The organism is Streptomyces sp. DG2A-72, from assembly GCF_030499575.1.
Taxonomy (GTDB): Bacteria; Actinomycetota; Actinomycetes; order Streptomycetales; family Streptomycetaceae; genus Streptomyces.
In genome coordinates this window covers 3,083,367-3,106,675 of the sequence record NZ_JASTLC010000001.1, presented here as the reverse complement: position 1 = coordinate 3,106,675, position 23,309 = coordinate 3,083,367, and the positions used below count along the sequence as shown (strand labels likewise).

21 protein-coding genes and 1 pseudogene are annotated in these 23,309 nt (G+C 68.6%); 11 read left to right on the top strand and 11 right to left on the bottom strand.

All coding sequences use genetic code 11. The annotated features are described in order from the left end of the window. Positions 1–185: 185 nt before the first annotated feature. The gene (locus QQY66_RS14905) at positions 186–599 is read right to left on the bottom strand and encodes a PIN domain nuclease (RefSeq protein ID WP_301980796.1); all 414 of its coding nucleotides are present in this window, start codon (positions 597–599) and stop codon (positions 186–188) included. Next, positions 596–859 carry a type II toxin-antitoxin system VapB family antitoxin gene (locus QQY66_RS14900; protein WP_301980795.1) on the bottom strand — a complete coding sequence of 88 codons (264 nt, stop codon included), beginning with the start codon at positions 857–859 and terminating at the stop codon, positions 596–598. The genes QQY66_RS14905 and QQY66_RS14900 overlap by 4 nt, the downstream gene beginning before the upstream one ends. 370 nt (positions 860–1,229) lie before the next feature. On the opposite strand from QQY66_RS14900, the gene QQY66_RS14895 reads away from it, so the two are divergent. From QQY66_RS14895 to QQY66_RS14860, 8 genes are all read left to right on the top strand, one after another. Then, positions 1,230–4,847 (top strand): LamG-like jellyroll fold domain-containing protein, encoded by a 3,618-nt coding sequence (locus tag QQY66_RS14895; RefSeq protein WP_301980794.1) that lies wholly within the window; start codon positions 1,230–1,232, stop codon positions 4,845–4,847. 257 nt (positions 4,848–5,104) lie between these two features. After that, positions 5,105–11,590, top strand: coding sequence for an RHS repeat-associated core domain-containing protein (locus QQY66_RS14890; protein ID WP_301980793.1), 6,486 nt, complete (start codon positions 5,105–5,107; stop codon positions 11,588–11,590). A gap of 4 nt (positions 11,591–11,594) precedes the next feature. Then, the gene (locus QQY66_RS14885; protein ID WP_301980792.1) at positions 11,595–11,909 is read left to right on the top strand and encodes a hypothetical protein; all 315 of its coding nucleotides are present in this window, start codon (positions 11,595–11,597) and stop codon (positions 11,907–11,909) included. Between the two features lie 1,068 nt (positions 11,910–12,977). Further along, on the top strand, positions 12,978–13,640 hold the full coding sequence (locus QQY66_RS14880) for a phosphoribosyltransferase (RefSeq protein ID WP_301980791.1): 663 nt from the start codon (positions 12,978–12,980) through the stop codon (positions 13,638–13,640). 178 nt (positions 13,641–13,818) lie between these two features. Beyond that, positions 13,819–14,505: a dienelactone hydrolase family protein gene (locus QQY66_RS14875; protein WP_301980790.1), complete on the top strand. Its 687-nt coding sequence runs from the start codon at positions 13,819–13,821 to the stop codon at positions 14,503–14,505. Then, positions 14,475–14,780 (top strand): hypothetical protein, encoded by a 306-nt coding sequence (locus tag QQY66_RS14870; RefSeq protein ID WP_301980789.1) that lies wholly within the window; start codon positions 14,475–14,477, stop codon positions 14,778–14,780. Before QQY66_RS14875 ends, QQY66_RS14870 begins: the two co-directional genes overlap by 31 nt. Positions 14,781–15,001: 221 nt before the next feature. Further along, a complete protein-coding gene (locus QQY66_RS14865; protein WP_301980788.1) occupies positions 15,002–15,172 on the top strand; it encodes a CBS domain-containing protein in 171 nt (56 codons plus the stop codon). A 199-nt stretch (positions 15,173–15,371) separates the two neighbouring features. Next, positions 15,372–15,764, top strand: a complete 393-nt coding sequence (locus tag QQY66_RS14860; protein ID WP_301987319.1) for a hypothetical protein — start codon at positions 15,372–15,374, stop codon at positions 15,762–15,764. 46 nt (positions 15,765–15,810) lie between these two features. Here QQY66_RS14860 and QQY66_RS14855 read toward each other — a convergent pair whose 3' ends face one another. From QQY66_RS14855 to QQY66_RS14840, 4 genes are all read right to left on the bottom strand, one after another. Further along, a complete protein-coding gene (locus QQY66_RS14855; RefSeq protein ID WP_301980787.1) occupies positions 15,811–15,948 on the bottom strand; it encodes a hypothetical protein in 138 nt (45 codons plus the stop codon). A gap of 21 nt (positions 15,949–15,969) precedes the next feature. Next, entirely contained in the window at positions 15,970–16,626 is a 657-nt protein-coding gene (locus QQY66_RS14850; RefSeq protein WP_301980786.1) for a DUF3105 domain-containing protein, read from the bottom strand. Between the two features lie 106 nt (positions 16,627–16,732). After that, positions 16,733–17,182 carry a hypothetical protein gene (locus QQY66_RS14845; RefSeq protein ID WP_301980785.1) on the bottom strand — a complete coding sequence of 150 codons (450 nt, stop codon included), beginning with the start codon at positions 17,180–17,182 and terminating at the stop codon, positions 16,733–16,735. Positions 17,183–17,447: 265 nt separating this feature from the next. Next, positions 17,448–17,924: a MarR family winged helix-turn-helix transcriptional regulator gene (locus tag QQY66_RS14840; protein WP_301980783.1), complete on the bottom strand. Its 477-nt coding sequence runs from the start codon at positions 17,922–17,924 to the stop codon at positions 17,448–17,450. 207 nt (positions 17,925–18,131) lie between these two features. Between QQY66_RS14840 and QQY66_RS14835 the strand changes: the two genes are divergently transcribed. After that, the gene (locus tag QQY66_RS14835; RefSeq protein WP_301980782.1) at positions 18,132–19,256 is read left to right on the top strand and encodes an amidohydrolase family protein; all 1,125 of its coding nucleotides are present in this window, start codon (positions 18,132–18,134) and stop codon (positions 19,254–19,256) included. Positions 19,257–19,553: 297 nt separating this feature from the next. Here the strand turns inward: QQY66_RS14835 and QQY66_RS14830 are convergent, their stop codons facing one another. Then, positions 19,554–20,066 (bottom strand): MarR family winged helix-turn-helix transcriptional regulator, encoded by a 513-nt coding sequence (locus QQY66_RS14830; RefSeq protein ID WP_301980781.1) that lies wholly within the window; start codon positions 20,064–20,066, stop codon positions 19,554–19,556. 72 nt (positions 20,067–20,138) lie between these two features. Between QQY66_RS14830 and QQY66_RS14825 the strand changes: the two genes are divergently transcribed. Then, complete coding sequence (locus QQY66_RS14825) at positions 20,139–20,939, top strand: SDR family oxidoreductase (protein ID WP_301980780.1); 801 nt, start codon at positions 20,139–20,141, stop codon at positions 20,937–20,939. Between the two features lie 136 nt (positions 20,940–21,075). Here QQY66_RS14825 and QQY66_RS14820 read toward each other — a convergent pair. Beyond that, a pseudogene (locus QQY66_RS14820) lies at positions 21,076–21,171 on the bottom strand (IS5/IS1182 family transposase); the annotation flags it as partial. A gap of 430 nt (positions 21,172–21,601) precedes the next feature. Between QQY66_RS14820 and QQY66_RS14815 the strand changes: the two are divergent. After that, positions 21,602–21,952, top strand: a complete 351-nt coding sequence (locus tag QQY66_RS14815) for an ANTAR domain-containing protein (protein ID WP_301980779.1) — start codon at positions 21,602–21,604, stop codon at positions 21,950–21,952. Between the two features lie 140 nt (positions 21,953–22,092). On the opposite strand, the gene QQY66_RS14810 is transcribed toward QQY66_RS14815, so the two are convergent. From QQY66_RS14810 to QQY66_RS14800, 3 genes are read right to left on the bottom strand one after another with little or no spacing between them, the layout of a single operon-like run. Next, on the bottom strand, positions 22,093–22,359 hold the full coding sequence (locus QQY66_RS14810) for a DUF4235 domain-containing protein (RefSeq protein WP_301980778.1): 267 nt from the start codon (positions 22,357–22,359) through the stop codon (positions 22,093–22,095). Further along, entirely contained in the window at positions 22,356–22,832 is a 477-nt protein-coding gene (locus tag QQY66_RS14805) for a DUF3618 domain-containing protein (RefSeq protein WP_301980777.1), read from the bottom strand. Before QQY66_RS14805 ends, QQY66_RS14810 begins: the two co-directional genes overlap by 4 nt. Then, complete coding sequence (locus tag QQY66_RS14800) at positions 22,829–23,248, bottom strand: phage holin family protein (RefSeq protein ID WP_301979901.1); 420 nt, start codon at positions 23,246–23,248, stop codon at positions 22,829–22,831. Before QQY66_RS14800 ends, QQY66_RS14805 begins: the two co-directional genes overlap by 4 nt. Positions 23,249–23,309 lie beyond the last annotated feature (61 nt).

The following is a 23,309-nucleotide window of genomic DNA, read 5'->3' as shown; positions in this document are numbered from 1 at the left end:
GTCGTGGGTGGCTGTGCGAGCGTAGGGACGTCGAATTCTGGACGCCGGCTGGACACGAGGATCCGGAAGTGCTGCAGGTGGCCTTGGGGGCCGGGGGACGGCACGGAAGCGGCCCAGTCCGCCGCGATATGACCGCCGGTCGGCCGGTCGGGAGAAGCTCGGTGCCCCTCGGTACCGCGCGAGTCCTACTGCCTGAGGTCGATCCTGCGGACCGGCTGCCCTGTCGTGCGGGCGATGGTGTCGAAGTCGCGGTCGTAGTGGAGGAGGGTGAGCCCGGCCTCCTCGGCGGCTGCCGCCACGAGGAGATCGACGGGGCCCGCGCTGCGGTGTTCTCCCTTGGCGGTCAGCTGTTCCTGGATGGTGCGGGAGCGGCGGTAGACACCGTCGGGCATGGGGCACCAGGCGTAATGGGCGTCGAGGGCCGCCTTCAAGCGGGTGCGGTCCGTGGCGGAACGTACCGAGTAGAGGACTTCCAGTTCGGTGAGGTCGCAGATCGCGACGAGGCCGGCGGCGATCCTGTCGTCCCATTCGGCGGTGTTCTGTCGGAGGAGGATGCGGGCGAGGGCGGAGGTGTCGATGAGGTAGTCGGCGACGGTCACGCGTCCACTCCGGGGCTGCGATCACCGCGTGCCGCGTCGGCGCTCGTATGGCGGTATGCCTGCTTGTCCAGCAGCATGTCGATGTCCAGGGCGCCCTCGGCTACTAGTTCGCGGGCCTCTTCGAGAGAACGCAGGCGCCGATAGCGGGCCGTGACTTCCCGCAGGGCGGTGTTGATCGTGTCGCGCTTGGTGGTGGTGCCGAGTTCCTTGGCTGCTTCCTCCAGCGCCTCGTCGTCGAGATCGATGACCGTCCGACTCATGATGTCCCTCCTCTTCATATATGTATCAACTGAAGTGTATCAAGATACAAGATCCTTTGTATCTTTCTGGTGGCGCGAAGGCCGTGGTGAGGTGTACGCGTTTGACGGCCTCCAAGCCGTCGACGGCTATCGCACCGATGTACGACGCCTGTCGCCAAGGTGAACGATCAAAGTCTTTGCTCGTATCTGGGCGGTTGCTTGTCTGATCTTGAAGCCTCCCTTGGACTTCAATACTGCTGCTCCTGCCATGCTCCTCAATCGCCAAGTGATTGTGATCAGTTCGTCAAGTGCTCAGGGGTGGGCTGTGGGGGATTCTGGGGGTAGACGTGTGTGGTCGTCGCGTACGGCGTGGCTGGCCGCGTTCGTCTTGTTGATTCAGCCTGTCGCGACGGCCGCCGCCTCTACGGCCGTTGCCGGTGGCCAGGTCACCGGTTCCGACGGCACGACCTCCCTCTCTGCGGAGGCCACCGCCTCGCAGAAGGCGGTGGCCAGTGGTTCCGCGGTTGAGGTCGGCGCCGACCGTACGGAGTACACGACGACGTACGCCAATCCGGACGGCACGACGTTCAGGCTGGACCAGTCGACGGTGCCGGTGCGGGTGCACCAGGGCGACGGGTCGTGGGTGTCCCCGGATCCGACGCTGGAAATCCGGTCGGACGGGACAGCCGTCCCGAAGGCGGCCGTGGTGGATCTGGCGTTCTCCGACGGCGGCGACGGTTCGGGGCTGGTGGACATCGCCCGGGGTGGCAAGTCGTTGCGGCTGGGCTGGCCGGGGACGCTGCCGAAGCCGACGCTGGACGGGGCGAGCGCGGTCTACGCCGATGTGCTGCCCGGCGTGGACCTGCGGATGACGGCGACGACCGAGGGCTTCCGCGAGCTGCTGGTCGTGAAGACCCCGCAGGCGGCTGCCGACCCGGAGCTGAAGAAGGTCGCCTTCTCGCTGCAGTCGGACGGACTGACGGTGGCGTCGACGAGCGGCGGCGGGATGACCGCCGTGGACGACGACGCGCGCCCCGTCTTCTCCGCTCCGGCGGCCCTGATGTGGGACTCGCAGGGCGACGCGACTACCTCCGGCTCGTCCACCCAGTTGGAGCGGACGGCTGCGGTCACGCAGGCGAGTGACCCATCCCCGTCGGCCACCACGGACCCGTCCACCGGCACATCGGCGGACGGCACGGCGGGGCCGGGTGACGGCGACACCTCGGCGGTGCTGCCGGTTCAGGTCGGCACGGATTCGCTGGCCGTGGTGCCGGACGCGGGCATGCTGGCCAACAGCGACAGCAGTGCCTACCCCCTCTACATCGACCCCAGTGTGGGCCTGGACCAGACGGCCCACACGTATCTGCGCTCGGACGGCGTCAGTGACTTCAACTGGGGCAACGGCAGCAACAACGAGGGCAAGGGCACGGGGCACTGCTCTTCGTGGAACGGCTACTACTGTGGCCCCGGCTACACCGAGCGGCTGTACTTCCAGTTCTCGCCGAGCAGCCTGGCGGGCAAGAAAGTGCTGTCGGCGACGTTCCGGGCGACCGAGAGCTGGTCGTTCACGTGCGATGCGCGCTGGGTCGACCTGGACCGTACGAGCAACATCTCGTCGTCGACCACCTGGTCGACCCGCCCCTCGTATCTGGGGGTGATGGCCAGCCGTGACGTGTCGGCGGGCCGTGGCTCTCTGTGTGACCCTTCGCAGCCGCCGGCGCCGATCGAATTCAGCGGCTCGAGCCTGACTTCTACTGTGGGGGACTTCGCCGCGGGGAAGTTCTCGCGGCTGACCTTGCTGCTGAAGGCCCGGGATGAGAGCGACACCAGTGCCTGGAAGCGGTTCCGGAATGACGCGGTGCTTTCGGTGACCTATGTGGGGCTGCCCGCGGCGCCGACCAAGGCGGGCATCGTCGAGGGCAGCGGGATCAGCTGCGAGACCGATTCCACAGACCCCGATGTGATCACGGACCCCACGCCGAGCCTGAGTGCGACGGTGTGGACCGCGACCGGGGGCGGCAGCGGAGCGAGCCTGCGCGCGCACTACTACATCCAGCAGAGGAACAGCGACGGCACCTGGTCGGTGGCGACCGAACCGGTGCGGCCCACAAGCGGTTATGTCGGCAACGGCACGGTGCTCACGTACCCGTCCCCGATCACGCTGTCCGAGGGACCGTTGTACCGGCTGGCAGTGTTCAGCCGCTCCTACTACAACAGCGGCGAGAGCTACCTGGAGTCGCACAGCACGGTGACCACCAAGGGCTGGTGCTACTTCAAGGTGGACACCACCGCCCCCAAGGCGCCCACGATCACCTTCGGCAGCCCGTACTCGGAGTGCACGGCCAACGCGTGCGCCCCCGCCGGCGGGCCGGGTGTGGCGGGCCAGTTCACCTTCGCGCCGGCATCGGGGGACACCAACGCCGCCTACGAGTACAAGCTGGCGACCTCCACCTCCTGGTCCAAGCCGATCTCCGGCAACAAGGTCACGGCCGGGATCACCCCCCAGTTGGCGGGCACCCAGCAACTGCAGGTACGGGCGCAGGACAGTGCCCAACGCTGGGGCGCGAAGACGATCGTGAAGTTCAACGTCGCCGAGGGGCAGACGGCGATCGGCCGCTGGCACTTCGACGACGCGGCACCGGGCTCCGGCGTGACCACGGCCGCGGACACGGCGACCGAGGGCACACGTCACTCGGCGACCCTCTACACCCAAGGCGCGGGCTGGTCCTCACTCGCCCGCCGGGGCGACCAGGACCGTTCGCTCTGGCTGAACGACACCTCCGACACCACCCGCCAGTCCGGGTATGCGGCCTCAGCCACTCCGGTGGTCAACACCCAGTCGTCGTTCACTGTTTCGGCATGGGCCTACCTTTCGGACGGATCCGACTTCCGCACGGTGGTGTCGGAGACGGGCAGCGACGGCTCCGGGTTCGCCCTGTACTACTCGCCGGGCATCCAGCGCTGGGTGTTCCTGTGGAACTGGTACGAGAACGGAGTACGCAAGTACCTGGGCGCGAACGCCGACGCGGCCGGGGTGCCGCTGAAGGTGTGGACGCACCTGACCGGCGTCTACAACTCCGTGGACCGCACCATCTCCCTGTACGTCAACGGTCGTTTGCAGGGCTCGCCGGTGGCGCTGCCCAGCACGTCGGACGCCACCGTCACCGACGGCACCCTGCAGTTCGGCCGGGTCGCCTTCACCCCGGGCAGTTACGTGAACTACTGGCGGGGCAGGGTCGACGAGGTGGCCGTCTGGCAGCGCGCCCTGACCGACGACGAGGTCGCCACCGAGGACCAACTGCTCGACGGCAACAATGTGCCGGGCGTGGAGTTGATGGGCGCCTGGAACCCGGACGGCGCGAGCGGAAGCACGCTGGCGGACACCACCTCCGGATACGGCCGTACGCTCACCCTGGCCGGCGGCGCCTCGCTCGACGGCCAGGCCGTCGTCCTGAACGGAACAGATGGCGCGGCCACCGCGCCCGGACCGGTGCTCGACGACACGGCCTCGTTCACCGCCACCACGCTGGTGGACATCGACCGCGACGCCTTGCTCTCCAAGCCGGTCGGATACACCGCCCAGGTCATCGGCCAGCGCGGTGCGGACGGCTCCTCCTGGGGTTTCTGGTACCAGTTGACCGGCACCGACCTCGACCCGGACACCGACACCACCGTCCCGGTCGGCAAGTGGTACTTCGGCCGGCTGAACACGGACGGCAGTTTCGACGGAGTGGTCTCCGACGAGGCCGCGGTCCTGGGCAGCCCGGTCCGGATGACGGGCACGTACGACGCCCCGTCCGGCACGATCCACTTCTACCTCGGGCCCGACGAGAACGGCGCCGACGCCCCTCATCCCTACACGGCGGTGGCGGGGTCCGGCGAGTTCGCGGCCGGTGAGGGATACGTGGGCGGAGCCTGGGGCCACCACCTGCCGGGAAAGATCACCGACATCAGGCTGTGGACCGGCGCCATGGCCAACCAGCAAGTCACCGACACCATCGGAGACTGACCCATGTGACAGGCACGAGGTGGGGCGGCGTCAAGCAGCCGCCCCACCCGGCCAGACTCCCTTGTCCCCTTGCTCTTTTGATCCCTTGGCGTGTGCAGGCGGCCGGTAGCGGTCGCGGGAGGCTAGTCATGAGTTCCGGCATGAAGGCTCGTTGGATGGGCACTGCTCTGACCCGCGGTGTGCTGTCGCCGTGGCGTCGACCCGCACCGGGTCGGGGTCCACGGCGTCGGCGGGCACCTGTGGTCGCGGCGCTGTGCATGGCGCTGGTCGTTCCTGCGGGGCTCGGGGTCCCGGCGGCTCACGCTGCCGGGGGCGGCCTGGGCAAGCCGGCGCTGCCGAAGCAGCGGGTCGACAAGGTACGGAAACATCTGGGCCTGGGCTCGAAGAAGGCCCGTGCGCAGGTCGCCAAAACCGGGGCCGTCAACGCGGCCCAGGCCCAGCGCGCACATGCCCAGCAGCACGTGGTCTGGCCGCACACCGCCGAGGTGACCGGGCGAATACCGGGGCAGGGCGTGGCCAAGCTGACGGCAGGAGGACTGCCGATCACCGTCGTGCCCGGGCGGGGGACCGGTTCGGCGGTGGGCCAGGTTCGGGTGCGGGTTCTCGGACAGCAGCAGGCCCGGGCAGCGGGCATCAAGGGTGTGCTGTTGACGGCATCAGTCGCCGAGCCGGGCTCCGCCCAGGTGAGCGTCGACTACTCGGCGTTCGCCTCCGCCTACGGCGGGGGCTGGTCCGGTCGCCTGCGGCTGGTTCAGCTCCCGGCGTGCGTGCTGACCACGCCGCGGAAGGCCGCCTGCCGGACACAGGCCCCGCTCGGCTCGCACAACAACATCAGTGCTCAGACGCTGTCGGCCAAGGTCAGTTTGGGGAAGGCCGGCAGCGGCACTGCGCGGGCCTCGCGCTCGGCGCCACGCACGTCGTTGATGGCTGCCGGCACAACGTCGGCCACGGTGCTGGCCGTGACCGCCACCTCATCGGGGGAATCGGCCTCCGGTGCCGGCAACTACGCGGCCAGCCCGCTCTCGGCCTCCTCCAGCTGGGAAGCAGGCAGTGCTTCGGGCGGCTTCACCTGGTCCTACCCGCTGACCACTCCGCCGGCCGCAGCGGGACCGTCGCCGCAGCTGTCGTTGTCGTACGACTCGGGGAGCGTGGACGGCAGGACGGCTTCGACGAACAACCAGGGAACGCTCGTCGGTGAGGGCTTCGGCGACGTGGCATCCTCCTACGTCGAGCGGTCCTACGCCTCGTGCGACGACGACGGCGAGAGCGGCAAGTACGACGAGTGCTGGAAGTACGACAACGCCTCGCTCGTGCTGAACGGAAAGTCCACCGAACTGGTGAAGGACGACACCACCGGCGTCTGGCACCTGAAGGACGACGACGCCTCCACCGTCACCCACTCCACCGGCGCCGACAACGGCGACAACGACGGGGAGTACTGGACCGTCACCACCGGCGACGGCACCAAGTACGTCTTCGGCCTGAACAAGCTGCCCGGAGCGGACACCCAGCGCACCAACTCCGTATGGACCGTGCCGGTATTCGGCAACAACTCCGGCGAGCCCGGCTACGACCAGGGCTCCGCCTTCGCCGACCGGTCCCTCGACCAGGCCTGGCGCTGGAACCTGGACTACGTCGTGGACCTGCACGCCAACGCGATGTCGTACTGGTACACCGCGGAGACCGACTACTACGGAAAGAACGGCGCGACCACCGGCACCGCCCAGTACACGCGGGGCGGCTACCTCACCAAGATCCTCTACGGGCAGAACAAGGACACCCTGTTCACCGGCACCGCCTCGGACGAGGTCACCTTCAGCTATGACGAGCGGTGCACCGCCTCCGACTGCTCCTCGCTGACGTCCTCCACCGCCTCCAGCTGGCCCGACGTCCCGTACGACTCCATCTGCGCCTCCGGCGCGGACTGCAAGGCCACCGGCCCGGCGTTCTTCACCCGCAAGCGCCTGACGAGCATCGACACCCACGCATGGTCGGCCGCCTCCAGCACCTACACGGATGTCGACTCCTGGGCGCTGACCCAACAGTTCCTCGACCCGGGCGACATCGGCAACAGCACAGACCAGACCCTCGTCCTCAAGAGCATCCAGCACACCGGAAAGAACGGGACCGCGATCTCCCTGAACCCGGTCACGTTCACCTACCAGATGCGGGAAAACCGGGTCGACTCCTCCACGGACAATGTCCTACCGCTGAACCGGCCCCGCATCCAGACCATCACCTCCGAAGCCGGCGCCATCACCACGGTGACGTTGTCCGACCCGGAATGCATACGCGGCTCGAACATGCCGTCGTCCGAGGACAACGACACGATGAGCTGCTACCCGGTCTACTGGCACGTCAACGGCGCCACCGAGGCGTCGCTGGACTGGTTCAACAAGTACCGGGTCACCGACGTCATCACCTCCGACCCCACCGGTCTGGGCGAGACGATGGAGAACCACTACAGCTACTCCGGGCCGGCCTGGCACTACAACAGCGACCCGTTCACCCCGGCCAAGGAGCGCACCTGGTCCGACTGGCGCGGCTACCGCACCGTCACCACGCTGAAGGGCGCCTCCAGCGAAACCCAGTCCAAGACCGTGTCGCTGTATCTGCAGGGCATGGACGGTGACAAGCAGAAGGACGGCACGACACGCTCGGTCTCCGTCCCGGGCATCGGCTTCACCGGCCTGAGCGTGGCCGATCAGACCGACAGCGACCGCTTCGCCGGCTTTACCCGCGAGCAGATCACCTACAACGGGTCCACCCCGGTCACCGTCACGGCCAACGACCCCTGGTCCAGCCGCACGGCCAGTCAGCAGAAGTCGTACGCTGACATCGAGGCCTACTTCGTCCGCACCTACAAGACGCAGACCTCGACCTACCTCACCGCTGCCGCCAAGTGGCGCACCCGCAGCGTGACCACCAGCTTCGACAGCTACGGCATGCCCGCCACCGCCTACGACGCCGGCGACACGGCCGTCACTGGCGACGAGACCTGCACACGCACCTGGTACGCCCGCAACGACACTCTGGGCATCAACTCCCTGGTCTCCCGCACCCGCGTCGTCGGCCGCGCCTGCTCCACCGCCGAGACCGACCTGAGCCTGCCGACCTCGACGAGCACTCGCGGGGACGTACTGTCCGATGCGGCCACGGTCTACGACTCCACCACCGCCACCGCCTGGACCGCGTCCCAGACTCCGACCCTGGGGGATGCGAACTGGACCGGACGTGCCGCCGCCTACCCCGCCACGGCCACCAACGGTGAGCGGTCCCCGACCTCCTGGCAGACCGTCGACAAGACCACGTACGACACCCTGGGCCGGCCCTTGAACGTGACCGACGCGCTGGGCAACCCGACGACCACCGTCTATACCCCGACCACGACGGGACCGCTCACCAAGACAACGGTCACCAACGCGAAGACCCAGAAGTCCTACACCTACTTCGACTACGCCCGCGGCACTCCCGTCAAGGTCTACGACGTCAACACAAAGCTGACCGAGTCGACGTACGACGCGCTGGGCCGGGTGACCGCCGTCTGGCTGCCCAACCATCTGCGCGCCGCCGGATACGGCGCCAACTACACGTACGCCTACTCCGTCACCAACAAGGCCCCGTCCTGGGTCTCGTCCTCCAGCATCCTCGCGGAAGGCGTCTACAACACCAGCTACTCGATCTACGATTCGCTGCTGCGGCCGCTGCAGACCCAGTCCCCGACCGCGAACGGCGGCCGGCTGCTGACAGACGTCCGCTACAACAGCCGCGGCCTGGCCTACGAGACCTACGCCGACGTCTTCGACTCCACCGCCACCCCGTCCGGCAGCTACGCCCGCGCCGAATACGGCGGCGCGCCGAAGCAGACCAACACGGTCTTCGACGGCGCCGAACGCCCGACCAGCAGCAGTTTCTACGTCTACGGCGTCAAGAAGCGGGCCACATCGACGACGTACACCGGAGACTCCACCGCCACCACCGCCCTGGCCGGAGGCTCCGCGGCCCGCACCATCACCGACGTCTTCGGCCGCACCACCGAGCAGCGCGAGTACTCCGGTACCGACCCGGCCGACACCGCCTACGGTGCGGGCGTCGGCGCTGCCTACACCTCCACGAAGTACACCTACACCCGTGACTCCAAGCCGGACGTCGTCACCGGCCCCGACGGCACACAGTGGTCCTACACGTACGACCTGTTCGGCCGTCAGACCTCGGCGACAGACCCGGACAAGGGCACGAGCACGACGTCTTACACCGACCTGGACCAGGTCGCCACCACCACCGACTCCCGCAAGACCACCCTCCTGTACGGCTACGACGAACTCGGCCGCAGGACCGACCAGTGGCAGACGGCCAAGACGGACGCCGACAAGCTCGTCCACTGGGCCTACGACACCCTGGCCAAGGGGCAGCTGGACTCGTCCACCAGTTACGTCGGAGGGGTGACCGGCACCGCCTACACCCGCAAGGTCACCGCCTACGACAGCCTGTACCGGCCGACCACCACCCAGTTGCTCCTGCCCTCGACCGACGCCCTGGTCACCTCCGGCGCCGTCACCTCCACGCTGACCCTCTCGACGTACTACAACCTCGACGGCACCCAGCAGTACATCTCCGAACCGGCCGCCGGGGGTCTGGCCGCGGAGAAGGTCGTCACCCATTACGACAGTGCCGGTCTGCCCACGGACATGGCCGGCCTCAGCGGCTACCTGCTCGGCGCCGCCTACTCCGAAATCGGCCAGCCTCAGCAGTTCACCCTGGGCACCTCCACGGCCGCGGGCACCAAGAAGGCCTACATCACCAACACCTGGGAGGAAGGCACCGACCGGCTCAAACAGTCGGCGGTCACTGACCAGACCCACAACTACGAGCTGCAGGAACTGAACTACGGTTACGACGACGCCGGCAGCGTCACCTCCATCACCGACCCCACCACCCTCGGCGGCACCGGCAAGGCCGACAACCAGTGCTTCGCCTACGACGGCCACCAACGCCTGACCGAGGCCTGGACCCCGTCCACCGCCGACTGCTCCGCCTCCGGCCGTACCACCGCGAACCTCGGGGGCGCCGCCCCGTACTGGACCTCGTACCGCTACACCGACGGCGGCCTGCGCTCCACGGAGACCAGCCACACCTCCACCGGTGACACCACCAGGACGTACTGCTACGGCGACAACGCTCACCCCCACGGCCTGACTGCCATCACCACGGCCACTTCATGCACAGGTGTGACCGCGACGTACGCCTACGACGCGACCGGCAACACCACCGGCCGCCCGAACGGCACCGACACCCAGAGCCTTACCTGGAGCCCCGAAGGCCAACTCGGCACCCTCACCGAGAAGTCCGGTTCCGGCACCACGAAGAGCACCACCAGCCACGTCTACGACGCCGACGGCACTCTCCTGATCCGCCGCAACACCGGCGGAGAGAGCGTCCTCTACCTCGACGACGGCACAGAGGTACACCTCGACACTTCCACCTCGACCGCCAAGTACTGGGCCCAGCGGTACTACAACGCCGGCGGCCAGGTCATCGCTCTGCGCACCGACAAGACCGGCACCGAGACCCTCTCCTGGCTCTCGTCCGACCAGCACGGCACCAGCAGCCTTGCCCTCGACGCCACCAGTCAGGCGGTCACGAAGCGATACAGCACCCCCTTCGGCGCCTCTCGCACCGGCGGCACCGGCAACTGGCCCGACGACAAAGCCTTTCTCGGTAAGTCCGCCGACTCTTCCACCAGCCTCACCTACGTCGGCGCCCGCGAATACGACGCGGCCACCGGGCGTTTCCTCAGCGTCGACCCGGAACTCGACACGAGCGACACCCAATCCCTCAATGGCTACACCTACGCCGACAACAGCCCGGTGACCCAGAGCGATCCCACGGGCCTGGAAAGCTGTGGGCCCGTTCACTTCTGCTCCGGAAACAACGGCACGTACGGCACCTATCACCCTGAACAAGACCCAGGGTCGAAGAAGTACAAGGGCTCCAGCTACTACTGCGACACGCACAAATGCGGCGGCGGCGGTGGCACCGGCAGGGCCCCGGCGAGCGATCCGGTAACGATCGCGCCGATCCCGCCGCGCCAGTTCGGCGAGGAGGCGAAACGCGCATGGCTCGACGCACTCCACATGGTCGACAAGCAGAACCGGATGACGGACTCCAACGACATGTGGGACGCCCGCAACGGAATCCACCTGGCGAGTGAGACGTTCTGGGAGGTCTTCTGCGACGAGGCCCCCGGAGCCTGCCCCAAGAGCCGGCCCGATGCTCACAACTCCACCGACTTCGGGTATTTCCCGATGGCTTCGTCGGACTCGTCGGGAGAGTCACTCAAAGACGTTCTGCGTGGAGGACCCTCGGCAGCAGCTGCCGGAATCTGGTACAGAAATCTGCGCCCCGACGAGGATCCGGCAGAGGGATTGTTCGCCAAGAACGTCGACGGTGACTACACCATCAACGTGCAGATAGGTCAGGGGAGTCGGGTACGGACCCAGTGGATTTCGGTGACGAAGAGCTGGGATGTGATCAAGAAGTGGCGCCAGCCCGGTCAGCGGGTCGCTATCATCGACGGCGACAAAGTCGAGGCGCGGCTGGTCGATCTCACCTCGGCGGAAAACAGGGCAAGGTACCTGCGGGGATGGTCTGCGAACACAAACGCGCAATCATCGCAAGAGGCTCTGGTCGAGAGATACATAAACCCAAGCGCCATCATCGGAATGGTCGAAGATGAGGAATGATCCAGTGGACGAGGAACTTGTGTCGCAGCTGAGCGAAGCGGCTGACGGATTCATCGTTCCCCTGCGCCTGAACGACGGGTTCGATCGGCTCGCGCTGGACGAGCTGTGCAGGCAGATCGACCGGCTCGGGCAGCACTGGCGCACGGCCGAGGTCATTCCGAAATCGGCCGCCCTCATCCTCTCGGAGCTGTATCCGGCGATCAGTGCCTGCGCCGACCTTTACACGGGGGGCGAGCGGCAGAGAATGATCGAGGCCGCGGTGCGGGTCGGGGAAAGGGTCACCTACGCCTTGGACCCCGCGGGAGAACCCGAGATGTGAGACCTCGCGCCGCACCGCCACCGCACACGACGAGCCCCGGACCACCTGTCCGGGGTTCGCTCGATCATTCGGTCTCCGCCAGTCCGCCACCTCCCGCTCCCCTGGCAGTCAACGGCGTCCCCGCCGACGGGAAGACTCGGCGGGACAGCGCCTCACAGGGTGGCGGTCGGACATGCTCGAGAGATGCGGGTCAACGGGTGGGAACGCCGATCGGCGTGGCTGTGGGCAGGGCGGCGGTTCGCAGCGGCGTATTCGAGCATGATCTTCGGCTCCCAGTTTGGTCTCGTGCTCTTGCGGCGAGGTGTCACCGATCGCTGTGTGGAGGCGCTGGTTGTTGAACCAGTCCATCCATTCCGGGTGACGAGTTCGACGTCGGCCAGGTCGTGCCAGGGCTTGCGGGACCTGATCAACTCCGCCTGCTGAAGAATGTTGGCTACGGCAGCGGACTTGTCCGATCCGGGACGAGGCACCAAACCCTATCTGACCTGGGAAGACGGCCATCATGAGCGTAGATGGACAAGGGCCGCCAAGATCCCCAAAAGGACTCATAATCCGTCGGCCGTGGGTTCGAGTCCCACCCGCCCCACCATAGACTTGCCCTGACGTGCAGAAACGTTCCTTTTAGGGTGTTGGAACGTCAACTTCGCCTCAGCGGACTGAATCCGCAGACGCGGAGCTGACAAGACCGCCGGTACCGGGAAGTGGCCGGGAGACTGAGTTCTGAGGTTGGGGCGGGACTGCTGGTCGTGAGGCCACGGTTTGGCCAGGCGTTTCAGCTTGGCGCGGGTGCCTTCGACGTTTTGGGCGGCAGAGGATTCGGTCGACGAGGGCGGTGACGGTCTTCCGGGTGGTCGCGAGGTGCTCGAGGTCGGTGGCGACCATAACGTGGGTCATCGCCCAGTAGACGCGGGAGGTGGGCCCACTGGCAGCCGGACCGCTACTGCGCCAGTTGCAGCGAGAAGGTCCAGGTGAAGCAGGGCGACAAGATCCCCTCCTGCCCCAACGGGCACAAGCAGTACGAGACGCGCCGGAACGAGCCGGACACCAAGTCCTGACCGGGCCGTGATCATGCGATTCCGTGACCGCCGCGACGCCGGCCAGGAACTCGCGGGCCGGCTGATGGAGTGGGCAGCCGGCGGTGACCTGGTCGACCCCGTTGTACTGGCGCTGCCGCGAGGCGGCGTTCCGGTGGCGGCCGAGGTGGCCCGAGCCCTCAAGGCACCGCTGGATGTGCTGGTCGCGCGGAAGATCGGCGTCCCGGGTCACCCGGAGACAGGCATCGGCGCGATCGTGGCTGACGATCCCCCGCTGTTCGACCGGCGCTCACTGGACATGCTCGGCCTGACCGAGGACCGGCTCGCCCCGGACGTAGCCCGCGAGCGCACCGAACCGCACCGTCGGGAACAGCGGTACCGAGGTGACCGCCCCAGGCCCGAACTCGAGGACCGGGCTGTGATCCTCATCGATGACGGGCTCGCCACCGGCGCCACCGCACGCGCCGCCCTGCGCCACCTGGCCCGCCAGGACCCGGCACGGCTGGTCCTCGCTGTCCCCGTCTGCGCTCCCGACACCGCCGTGGCGATGCGCTCGGAAGCCGACGACGTCGTCTGTCTGCACCACCCGTCGGACTTCCACGCAGTCGGACAGTTGTACGACGACTTCGACCAGGTCAGCGACGATGAGGCCATGCAAAGACTGCGCGAGCACGGTGCCTCGGCAAGCAGGAGCTGATCGGTCCCGCAACCGGGAGCGTCGGTGTGGCGCGGCGCGTCGACGCGGCGGACATGGGGCGGGGCCGCGTGGCCGCGCGGGTACGCGCGAGCACAAATGGGTCTTCCGGGGCTGGGTACACGGTCTGGGGGACCGGGAGGGCAGTCGGCCCAACGCCCCGACAGCTTGGAAGCAGGTGATGTCCGTGATCTCCGACGTGGTGGCGGTGCCCGCCGACCGGCTCACGCTCCCCGGCGACTTCGTGGTGCCCGAAGGGGCGCGCGCCGTGGTGCTGTTCGCGCACGGCGTCCACACGCCTCGGAGCCACCCTCGTATCCAGGCACTCGCCGGCGAACTGCAGCGGGCTGGATTCGGCACGCTCTCGATGGACATGTTCAGCGAGACGGAGGCCCGCCGCGCTGAGCTGGTGCAGGGGCAGCCCGTCGACTTGGAGAGGCTGGGTCGCCGCCTGGTGGCCGCGGTGGACTGGCTCAAGGCCCAAAGTGACACCCGGGCGCTGCCGGTGGTCCTGTTCGCCGCGGGCGCGGAGGCGGCTGTGGCGTTGCGGGCGGCGGCGGATCTGCCGGACCGGGTGCTGACGGTGATCTCCTGGGCCGGGCAGCCGGAACTGGCGGACGAGGTCCTGGACCGGGTCCGCACGCCGGTGCTGTTCGTCACCGGCGGACACACCCCTGAGGCGGTGCCGGCGATCCGGCAGGCGGCCGACCGGCTGGAGGCGACACGGGAACTGGCCGATCGAGTACCGGCTCCCCACTCCGTGCGTGAGGTGCGAACCGCTTCTCACCGGTTCGACGACTCGGACGCCCTGGACCGGGCCGCCGAGGTGACCCAGGAATGGATCGACGCGCACCTGCGGTCCGGCTGACGGCCGCGGCGATGAAGGAGGAGGTGAGACTCGTGCCGGCCCGGCTCTTCGACCGCCGGGAAGTGTTCCGCCTCACCGGACAGGAGATGGCCCAGCTCGTCGAGGTGCTGCCCCGCAAGTCGTACGAGCAGGCCCCGAAACAGCTGGACACCTCCCGGCCGGTGATCGTCTACTGCGCCGACCAGCTGTGCGACCTGAGCCCACGGGCCGCCACCCGGCTGGAGCAACTGGGCTTTGAGCAGGTCTACGACCACGTCCTCGGCAAGGCCGACTGACTCGCCGCGGGCCTGTCCTACGAGGGGCGGCTGTCCGAGGTGCCACTGGCCGGCGAGCCGGCCGACCGCAACGTCCTGACCTGTCCGCAACGTCCTGACCTGCACCGCCGACCAGCCGCTGGACGAGGTACTGGCGATGCTGGACGAGACGGACCGGCGCTGGTGCGTGGTGGTCGACGCCGAAGAGGTCGTTCGTCCTCGGCCTCCTCCCGCACAAGGACGTGGCCGTCCGGACCGACGGCACCGCGGGGGAGGCCATGCGGCCGGGACCCACGACCGTCCGTGCCGACCAGCGACTCGGTCCGCTGCTGGACCGCATGAACCGTACCGACACGCAGGCCGTGCCGGTCACCGATCCGGAAGGGCGGCCGCACATGCGGTGTGCCCGGTGAACAGCCGCCGGCGGACACCCGTACCTCTCGTCGTAGGCCTGGCCGCTGCCGCGGCAGGAGCAGTACGGAGACGGAGAGGTTCGTGCCACACCTACCCGAGGAGTCACGGGGGCCCGCGCGAGGAAGTACCGGGCACGGACCGCCCGCCGCCCGCCTGTTGCGCGCCGCCGCGCCGGTCGCGAGCCTTGCCGTTCTTTTCCTGGTCGCGGCGTGCAGTGGCGGTGAGGGGGACGCGTCGGCGGACATGAAGCCGTCGGAGATGTCGGCCGCTCCGGAGGCCGGTGTCGAGGCGCCGGCGAAGGTCGAGGTGATCGCCTCCCTGACCGGGTGCAAGCCCAAGATCCGCATCGAGGCGGAGGAGCTGCGCCAGGGTGTGTGCCACACGAAGGAGGTCGACTACCTCATCACCACCTTCCCCGAGGAGAAGTACACCCAGGCCTGGCTGGACTCCGCCGCGGTCTACGGCGGCAAGTACCTGGTCGGCCAGCGCTGGGTCGTCAGTGCGAAGCCGGAGATGCTGGAGGGGGTCCGGGACAAGATCGGCGGAACCGTTCGGGAACTGCGGGGCACGGGACCGACTACCGGTTCGTAGGCGGGGGCGCGTACGGAATCGGGCCGACCGGCGTGGCGTGTGCGTGTCAGCTCTCCGGTGACGAGGCACGGCGCTTCACCGCGAGCAGGGTGCCGAGCACGGCGAACAGGCCGGCCCGCGCGCACGTCCCCGTGCGACTGGGCCGGCCCGTCCCGGCACGCCCGGTCACGTGATCACGCGGCACGGTCGCTCATCAATCCGCCCCTTACGCCCCGGTCAGGCCCCCGCTGCAGGCGGCGCCCGGCTCGGGGGTCTGCGCACCCTGGACGTACTTGGTGAAGAACTGCTCCACCCTCGGGTCGGACGCCTTGTCCACGCTGAGCTGGCGGCCCCAGGCCGACAGCATGATGGGCCCGGACTGGTCGTCGTTCGGGCTCATCAGGGTGTAGGGGGTCCGGGAGACCTTGTCGCCGAGGGTCTTGATGTCGGCGTCGGCGGCCTTGTCGTTGTACGTCACCCAGACCGCGCCGTGCTCCAGGGAGTGCACGGCGTTCTCGTTCGGGACGGGCTTGGTGTAGACCGTGCCGTCGCAGGTCATCCAGGCCTGGTGGTGGTCGCCGCCGACGGGTGGGTCCATCGGGTAGTCGACGGTGCCTTCGACGTGGTTCTGGGTGAGCTCCTTCTTCGCCCAGGTCCGCTCGCCGCGTACGGGCTTCTTCGCCGCGGCGGCCTGCTGCTCGTCCTTCTCGTCGGCCTTGTTGAGGGCGTATCCGCCCCAGCCGATCAGTCCGGCGACGATGACCGTGCTGAGCGTGATGGTGATGATCTTGTTGCGGCGCTCGCGAGCCTGGTCGGCGCGGCGCATCTCCTCTATTCGGGCCCGCCGTGCCTGGGTGGCGGCCTTCTTGCTGGTTCTGCTCATGGCTGTGTGTTCCTCGTCCCCGCCGAACGGCGGTGAGTGCAGGGGTGGATGGACGTACGCCGCTGGGCCGGTGTGTACACGTGCGTACCGGGCCCTGGGTGTTCGTCTACGTCCGCTGCACCTGGAGGACGTGGAGATCAGGAGCGCGACAGGCCGGCGTGGGCCCGGCGATGCGCCGGGCGGTGTCCGGCGGTCGGGGCAGGTCCGGCGAGCGGGGGAGGATCGCCGGGAGGGGGTGGGCGGGAGCGGCGAGCACGGCTCGTACGGCGTCGACGGCCCGGTGGCAGCGCATGTCGTCGTAGGGGCAGTCGGAGGCGTGCTCGGCGGGCGCCGCGAGGTGTTGCTCGGCAGGGGAGCCCGTCGCGGCGGTGGACACCGTCGTCATCGAGGCGTCGGCCGGGGCGCTCTGACCGTGCGTCACGAGGCCCAGGCAGAGCACCAGTGCGGAGAGCAGTACGGCGAAGGCAGGGCAGAGCGCCGCGATCCGCGCGGTCCACCGCGTGCCGCGGGTCGCGTCCTGCGCCCGGCTCTTCATCGCCTTGATATTAGAAGTCATCTCATTTGGTGAGCCAATGGAAGCAGACGAGGGTGCGGGCGGCGGCATCCGGCCGGCCAGAGGCGGTGCGTTCGATTGTCCAGTGGTGGCGGCCCAGGCGGCTCAAGAACTCCATGACCTTGCGGTGACGCCGCGTTGCGGAGGCCAACGACGCGGGTGGTCGTAGTCGTACCCCTTGGCGGCGTGGAACTTGGCCGGCCGGCGTCGGCGCTGACCGTGGCGGGAGCGGGTAGGGACTGGCCACTGCGCCCGGGAGTCATCAGCGTCACGGGGTGGAAAGGCCGGGGAGGTTCGCCGCCACCGATTCCGGAGATCCCCACGATTCCTCCAGTGCGGCCCGTAGTGCGGTGACGGTATCCGCGCCGACGCGTTCGGCGAGCGCGGCTTCGAGCCCGGCCAGGATCTGCATCGTCTCCGCGCGGCGCCGAGCACCGGCCGCCGTGAGGAGTACGAGCTTCGACCGGGCGGAGTGCGGATCGCTCTCCACGGTCACCACGCCCAGGGCGACAAGTTCATGGACCCACTGGTGTGCGGTCGGGGCGCTGACGCCCAGACGCCGGGCCAGCTCGGCGATGCTCGCTCCCTCTGACGGGAGCTGACTGAGCAGGGTCACGTGTGCCGCACTGACGGCCGTCCCGTCTTCCTGGTTCTCGAACGCGGTGGTGAGGGCGGCTCGGAACCAGTTGTGTGCGCGCCACAGCAGCCGGATGAGCGGCTCGGATTCAGAGGGGGAGGAGGGCATGTGGCTCTGCTTTCGCGGTGAGGCGGGCGGTTCGGCGCGGTCTGCCGATCGTAAGCCGGTCAGGTCAGGTGTCCAGCGTCACCGGAGCTTCCCAGATCACCTTCCATTAGGTAGCCTATGATTAGGTTACCTAATGGTGGAGCTCGGTCGAGCCCCACCCCCGACCTCACCTCCCTGATTCCCGTAGACCGATGGAAAGGCAGGACGATGACGACAGGATCGTCTGTATCCCCCCTCACCGCGGGCGCCTCGCGGCGGCGTCTGCTGGCCGCCGCGGCCGGTGCCACCGCCGGCACGGCAGCCCTCGCGGTCCCGCCCGCCGCCGCCCAGGCCGCTACCTCCACGTCGGCCGGGACCGCCGCCGGCGGCCCGGGGCGTGGCATGAAGGTGATCGCGGTCGAAGAGGCGTTCTCCGTTCCGGAGCTGATCCCGTGGCCGGGCGAGGCCCGGATGCCTCCCGGCTGGGGAGAGGAGTGGGGGCGCCGGCTCGCCGACTTCACGGAGTTGCGGCTGGCGGACATGGACCAGCATGGGGTGGACATGCAGGTCCTGTCGCTCACCTCACCCGGTGTGGAGGCCATCGAGGACCCCTCCGAGGCCGTGGCCACGGCCCGCCGGGTCAACGACCGCCTGGCCGAAGTGGTCGCCGCCCACCCGACACGGTTCGCCGGATTCGCCGCCCTGCCGTTGCAGGACCCGCAGGCCGCCGTGGTCGAGCTGCGCCGGGCGGTGGAGCAACTGGGCCTCAAGGGGGTCCTGCACAACGACCACGTTCAGGGCCACTACCTCGACGAGCCGCGGTTCCGGCCGGTGTGGGCCGAACTCGAACGGCTCGGCGTGACGCTCTACCTCCATCCCGCGCTCTTCCCCGCCGATCAGTGGCGGGTGTTCCAGGGGCATCCCGTGCTGAGCGGGCCGTCCTGGGGATGGACAGCGCAGGTCGGCGCCCACGCACTTCGCCTGATCTACGGCGGAGTGTTCGACGAGTTCCCCGGGGCCTCCGTGACGCTGGGGCACATGGGAGAACTGCTGCCCTTCCAGCTGGCCCGGCTCGACAGCCGCTACCACCAGGCCGACCCCAAGGGCAGGCCACGACACCTGCCCTCCCACTACCTGCGGCACAACCTCTACGCGACCACCAGCGGCGTCTTCTCCCACGCGGCCCTCCTCGGAGCCGTCCAGGCCATCGGCGCCGACCGGCTGCTGTTCGCCGTCGACTACCCCTACGAATCAACGGCAGAGGCAGTCGAGTTCCTCCGCACAGCGCCGTTCTCCCGCGCCGACCTCAAACGCATCGCACACCGCAACGCGGCACACCTGCTGAACCTCTGATCAAGACAGCAACAGATGAGGAATGGTCGAGCTGACTCTCACGGCCCAACACCGGCGCAGGCACGGCGCGATGTACGACGCGGTCCATCACGGCAGAGGGAGAGGGGCTGACGTGTGGCGTCTCGTCTCACGTCGTCCGCTCACGCATCGCTCACCCGTCGTGCGCAGGTGACCAGCACCTCTGGCAAGAGCCGAGGCCGTGTGCGAATGCCGCGACAGGTTCAGGCTGGTTCGGTGATGACGCGGGGCTTCCTCGTCCAAGGTGGTGAGGCCATGACGTGCCGGCTGCTCGCACGGTCACCCTGGTGTGCCGTCTTTGCGCAAGGTGACCGGTCGGCTGAGGGGGCCTGCCGGTTGCACCTGCTGTATCGCGTCGGTCACCTGGCCGAGGAGCGCCTGCAGTTGGGTGGTGTCCTTGGCGCCGAGCTTCTCGGTGATCTGCTGTTCGATCTCCGCGATCACGGAGTCGGCCTTGCGCAGGGCGTCGCGGCCGGTGTCGGTGAGGTGGAGTTCCTGCACGTGACGGTGGCGCGGGTGCGGCCGGCGTTCCAGGAGGCCCCGGCCCTCCAGGCGGGCCACCAGGGAGGCCACCGCCTGCGGGGTGACGTTCAGACGGCGGGCCAGTTCCGCTCCGGCCAGGCCGGGATCGACGTGGACGGCGATGAGCAGGGAATAGTGTGCCGCCGCCAAGCCCAGCGAGCGCAACCGCTGCTCCTTCAGGGTTGTCACGGCCAACTCCGCCCGCCGCAGTGCCCAGGTCACCCGGTCCAGTGCGTCGGCGCCGACCGGCTCCTCGTCATGCAGCGTCATAAGGCGAGAATACGACACTGGTCAGTCATCAAACGCTTGACATGATGCAGGCGCTTGAATCAAGCTGTCCTCATGCCTCGTACTCTTGCTCTCATCACCGGCGCTTCCTCCGGAATAGGCGCCGCCTACGCCCGCCTCCTCGCTGCCGACTGCGACTTCGTCCTGGTGGCCCGGAGGGCCGACCGCCTTTCCGAGCTCGCGGACGAACTCCGCGCGGCAGGCGCCGCCGTGGAGGTCCTGCCCGCGGACCTCGGGAACCACGACGGCCTCACCACGGTGACCAAGCGTCTGGCCGTCGGCGATGTCCGGCTGCTGATCAGCAACGCGGGAGACGGCGGCTACGCTCCCCTCGCCGACGTCGCCCCGGAGGAGATCGACCGCCTGCTCACACTCAACGGCGTGGCGTCCATCCAGCTCGCGCGCGCCGCCCTGCCCGGCATGCTGACCGCGGGCGAAGGAACCATCGTCACGGTCGCCTCACTGCTGGCCTTCAGCGCCGGGCAGAGCAACCCGCACATGCCGCCTCGCACCATCTATGCCGCCGCCAAGGCCGCCACCGTCGCCTTTACCCGCACCCTCACCCAGGAACTCGCCGACACCCCCATCCGCACCCAGGTGGTCTGCCCGGGCGTGGTGGCGACGGAGTTCGCCGGCGGATACGGACACCTCCCCTTCGCGATGACCGCGGACGGCGTGGCCCGAGCCAGCCTCGCCGGCCTGCGCCTGGGCGAGACGATCTGCGTACCGGGCCTGGAGGACCAGACCGCCGCACTCGACGCCTTCCTCGCCGCCGAGGCCTCCCTGCTCGCGGGCGGCAACGTCCCCACCCCCGCCACCCGCTACAGCCAACCGCACCCACAGCCCACACGCTGAGGACCGAGCCCGCAGGAGGAATCGCGCACAGCATCGCTGTGACCTGCGTGACCCCTCCCCCTCGCCGACGCCGCCAAGGCCCATGACCTAAGACGTCGCCTCATTTGATGAGTCTGCGGCAGCAGATGAGGCTGCAGGCGATGCGGTGCCGGATGCCGCGCTTGCGCAGCCATCGGCGCAGGTGGTCGTAGTCGTAACCCTTGTCCGCGTGGAGCTTGGCGGGCCGTCGCCTGCCCGGGCCGCGGCGGGAGGGGAGCGGCGGGATACCCCGCACCAGCGGCTCTAGTTGTGTTGTCCCGGGACGTTGGTGACAGGCGACACGCCTTGAGCGGTCCTTGAAAGGGGTGAGGGCCTCTGGGTTCGGTGTGGTGGCTTTGTAACCGAGGGTGGGAGTCGTTTCGAGGTGACTGCGGGAGTCACCTTCTGGCCGAGTGTGCGATGTCGGTCTGTTTTGACGTCGCCCAAAGGCTTGTGGTGGGACGGTGGGGTGCGCTTCTGCGTCGGCGACGGTGTCAAACACCCGCAACGCGGAGCGAAGTAGCAGTGACGGCGGGCCGGTAAAGGGGTGCGGGCAGGTGTGTCGGCGGGGTGCCGGGGAGAAGGCGCTCACCATGCGACCTCCCCAGAGCCCCGACCCTCGGCGTGACGGCAGCGAACGCCCCTTGCACCGTACGCCGCACAAGAACGGGGCCCGAGATAACTTCCGTGATGATGGCGGGCTGCCTACCGGTGAGCACGCCGAACAGCTGTTGCAGGAGACGGAGCAGCTCAAGGAGGCGTTGGAGCGACGGCCCGTCATTGACATGGCGCGCGGCGCGCTGATGGCCACCTTTTCCTGCACCGACGAGGAGGCGTGGCAGATCCTGGTCCGGGTGTCTCAGCACTCCAACATCAAGGTTCACGATGTAGCGGAGGCCGTGGTCGCTACGACACAGCAGGAGCCGATGCCTGCACAACTTCAGGAACAACTGGCGGCAGCGGTGGCGCATTGGCGTGCTCGCCGGGCTGAGTGAACGTACGGCCTGGGAGCAGGCCGACAGGAGGTGGCGCACGCCTGGGGCGGTTCAGCGCCCTTCTTGCCGCACGCTTGCCCGTCCTGACCGGCCACCGTTGGCATTCGCCAGGCCGGGGTTGTGCGGCCACCCGCAGTCGGTCAGCCGGGCCAGGTGCCAGTCAGGCGGCGGGTGGCGGTGGCGCCGCCGCGGTCGACGGCGGCTTTGACGCCAGCGAAGATCGCGCCCTGCAGGACGGCTGCCGACACCACCTCACGCCAGGTGCGGTGCTCGTCGGTGGCATCGGGGGCATCCTTCTCCTGTCCGAGCTGTTTCCAGACCTGCTTGAACAATGCACCTGCCACAACGCCGCTGACAGCGCCCATGGCCAGGCCGACCGGCTTGTAAGCGATCTTCGAGGCTTTCATCGGCGCCTCCTGGCACGTCGGATGAGCAGCAGCGCGATGAGCGCGCCGCCGGCGGCGGCGACCAGCGGGGTACGGTTGGCCCGCGCCGCCTCCATGCCCTGGCCGGCCTTCTCGCGGACCGGTTCCGGTGCCTTCTCCCGGGCCAGCTCGGCGACGTGCACGGCCTTGTCGCGGACCTGCTCGGTAGCCGCGGCGGCCTTGGCGCGCACCGGTTCCGGAGCCCTGTCCTGCACGGCGTGGGCGGCGTGCGTCGCCTTGTCCTTGAGTTGGGCTTTGGCCTGGGTGGTCTTCTCGGCGACCTGCTGCTTGACGGCCGCTGTCTTCTCCTGGGCGCGGGTCTTGACGTCGGTCTTCGCCGCGAGTGCCTCGACGGTCTCGCCAAGTTCCTCGCGCGTCGCCTCGACCTGCTCCCGCAGTTCCTCAGGGGAAGGGGCTGCTGCCTCATCGCCCGTGTGCGGCTTGTCGTGCGTCATCGCTGCGCCCTCTCCTTGATCTCGCTCACATCGGCCTTGACGCTGTCCATGGTCTGCTCGGGTGTCGGTGGGGATGCCTTGCTGATCTGCTGCTTGCCGAGAGCCGCCATCAGTGCGGTGATGGCGGCCAGGACGCCGGTGACGATCAGAGCCGCCACCCACACGTCCATGGCGAGCGACATCGCGGCGATCACGGTGGCCACCAGTGCCTGCAGGGTGAGCACGCCCACCAGGCCGGCGCCGCCGAACAGGCCACCACCCTTGCCGAACCGCTTGCCCTTTTCGGTCATCTCCGCCTGCGCCAGCCGCATCTCGTCGCGGACCAGCTGCGACAACTGCTGCGAGGCGCGCTGGACCAGGTCGCCCACCGGTTCCTGCGCTCCGGCATCGGTGCGGTGGGAGCTGTCCGCTGTCATGGCTGCTCACCTGCCCTTCGTCAACTTGATCCGGTCGGCTGTCCGGGTACCCCGCATCAGC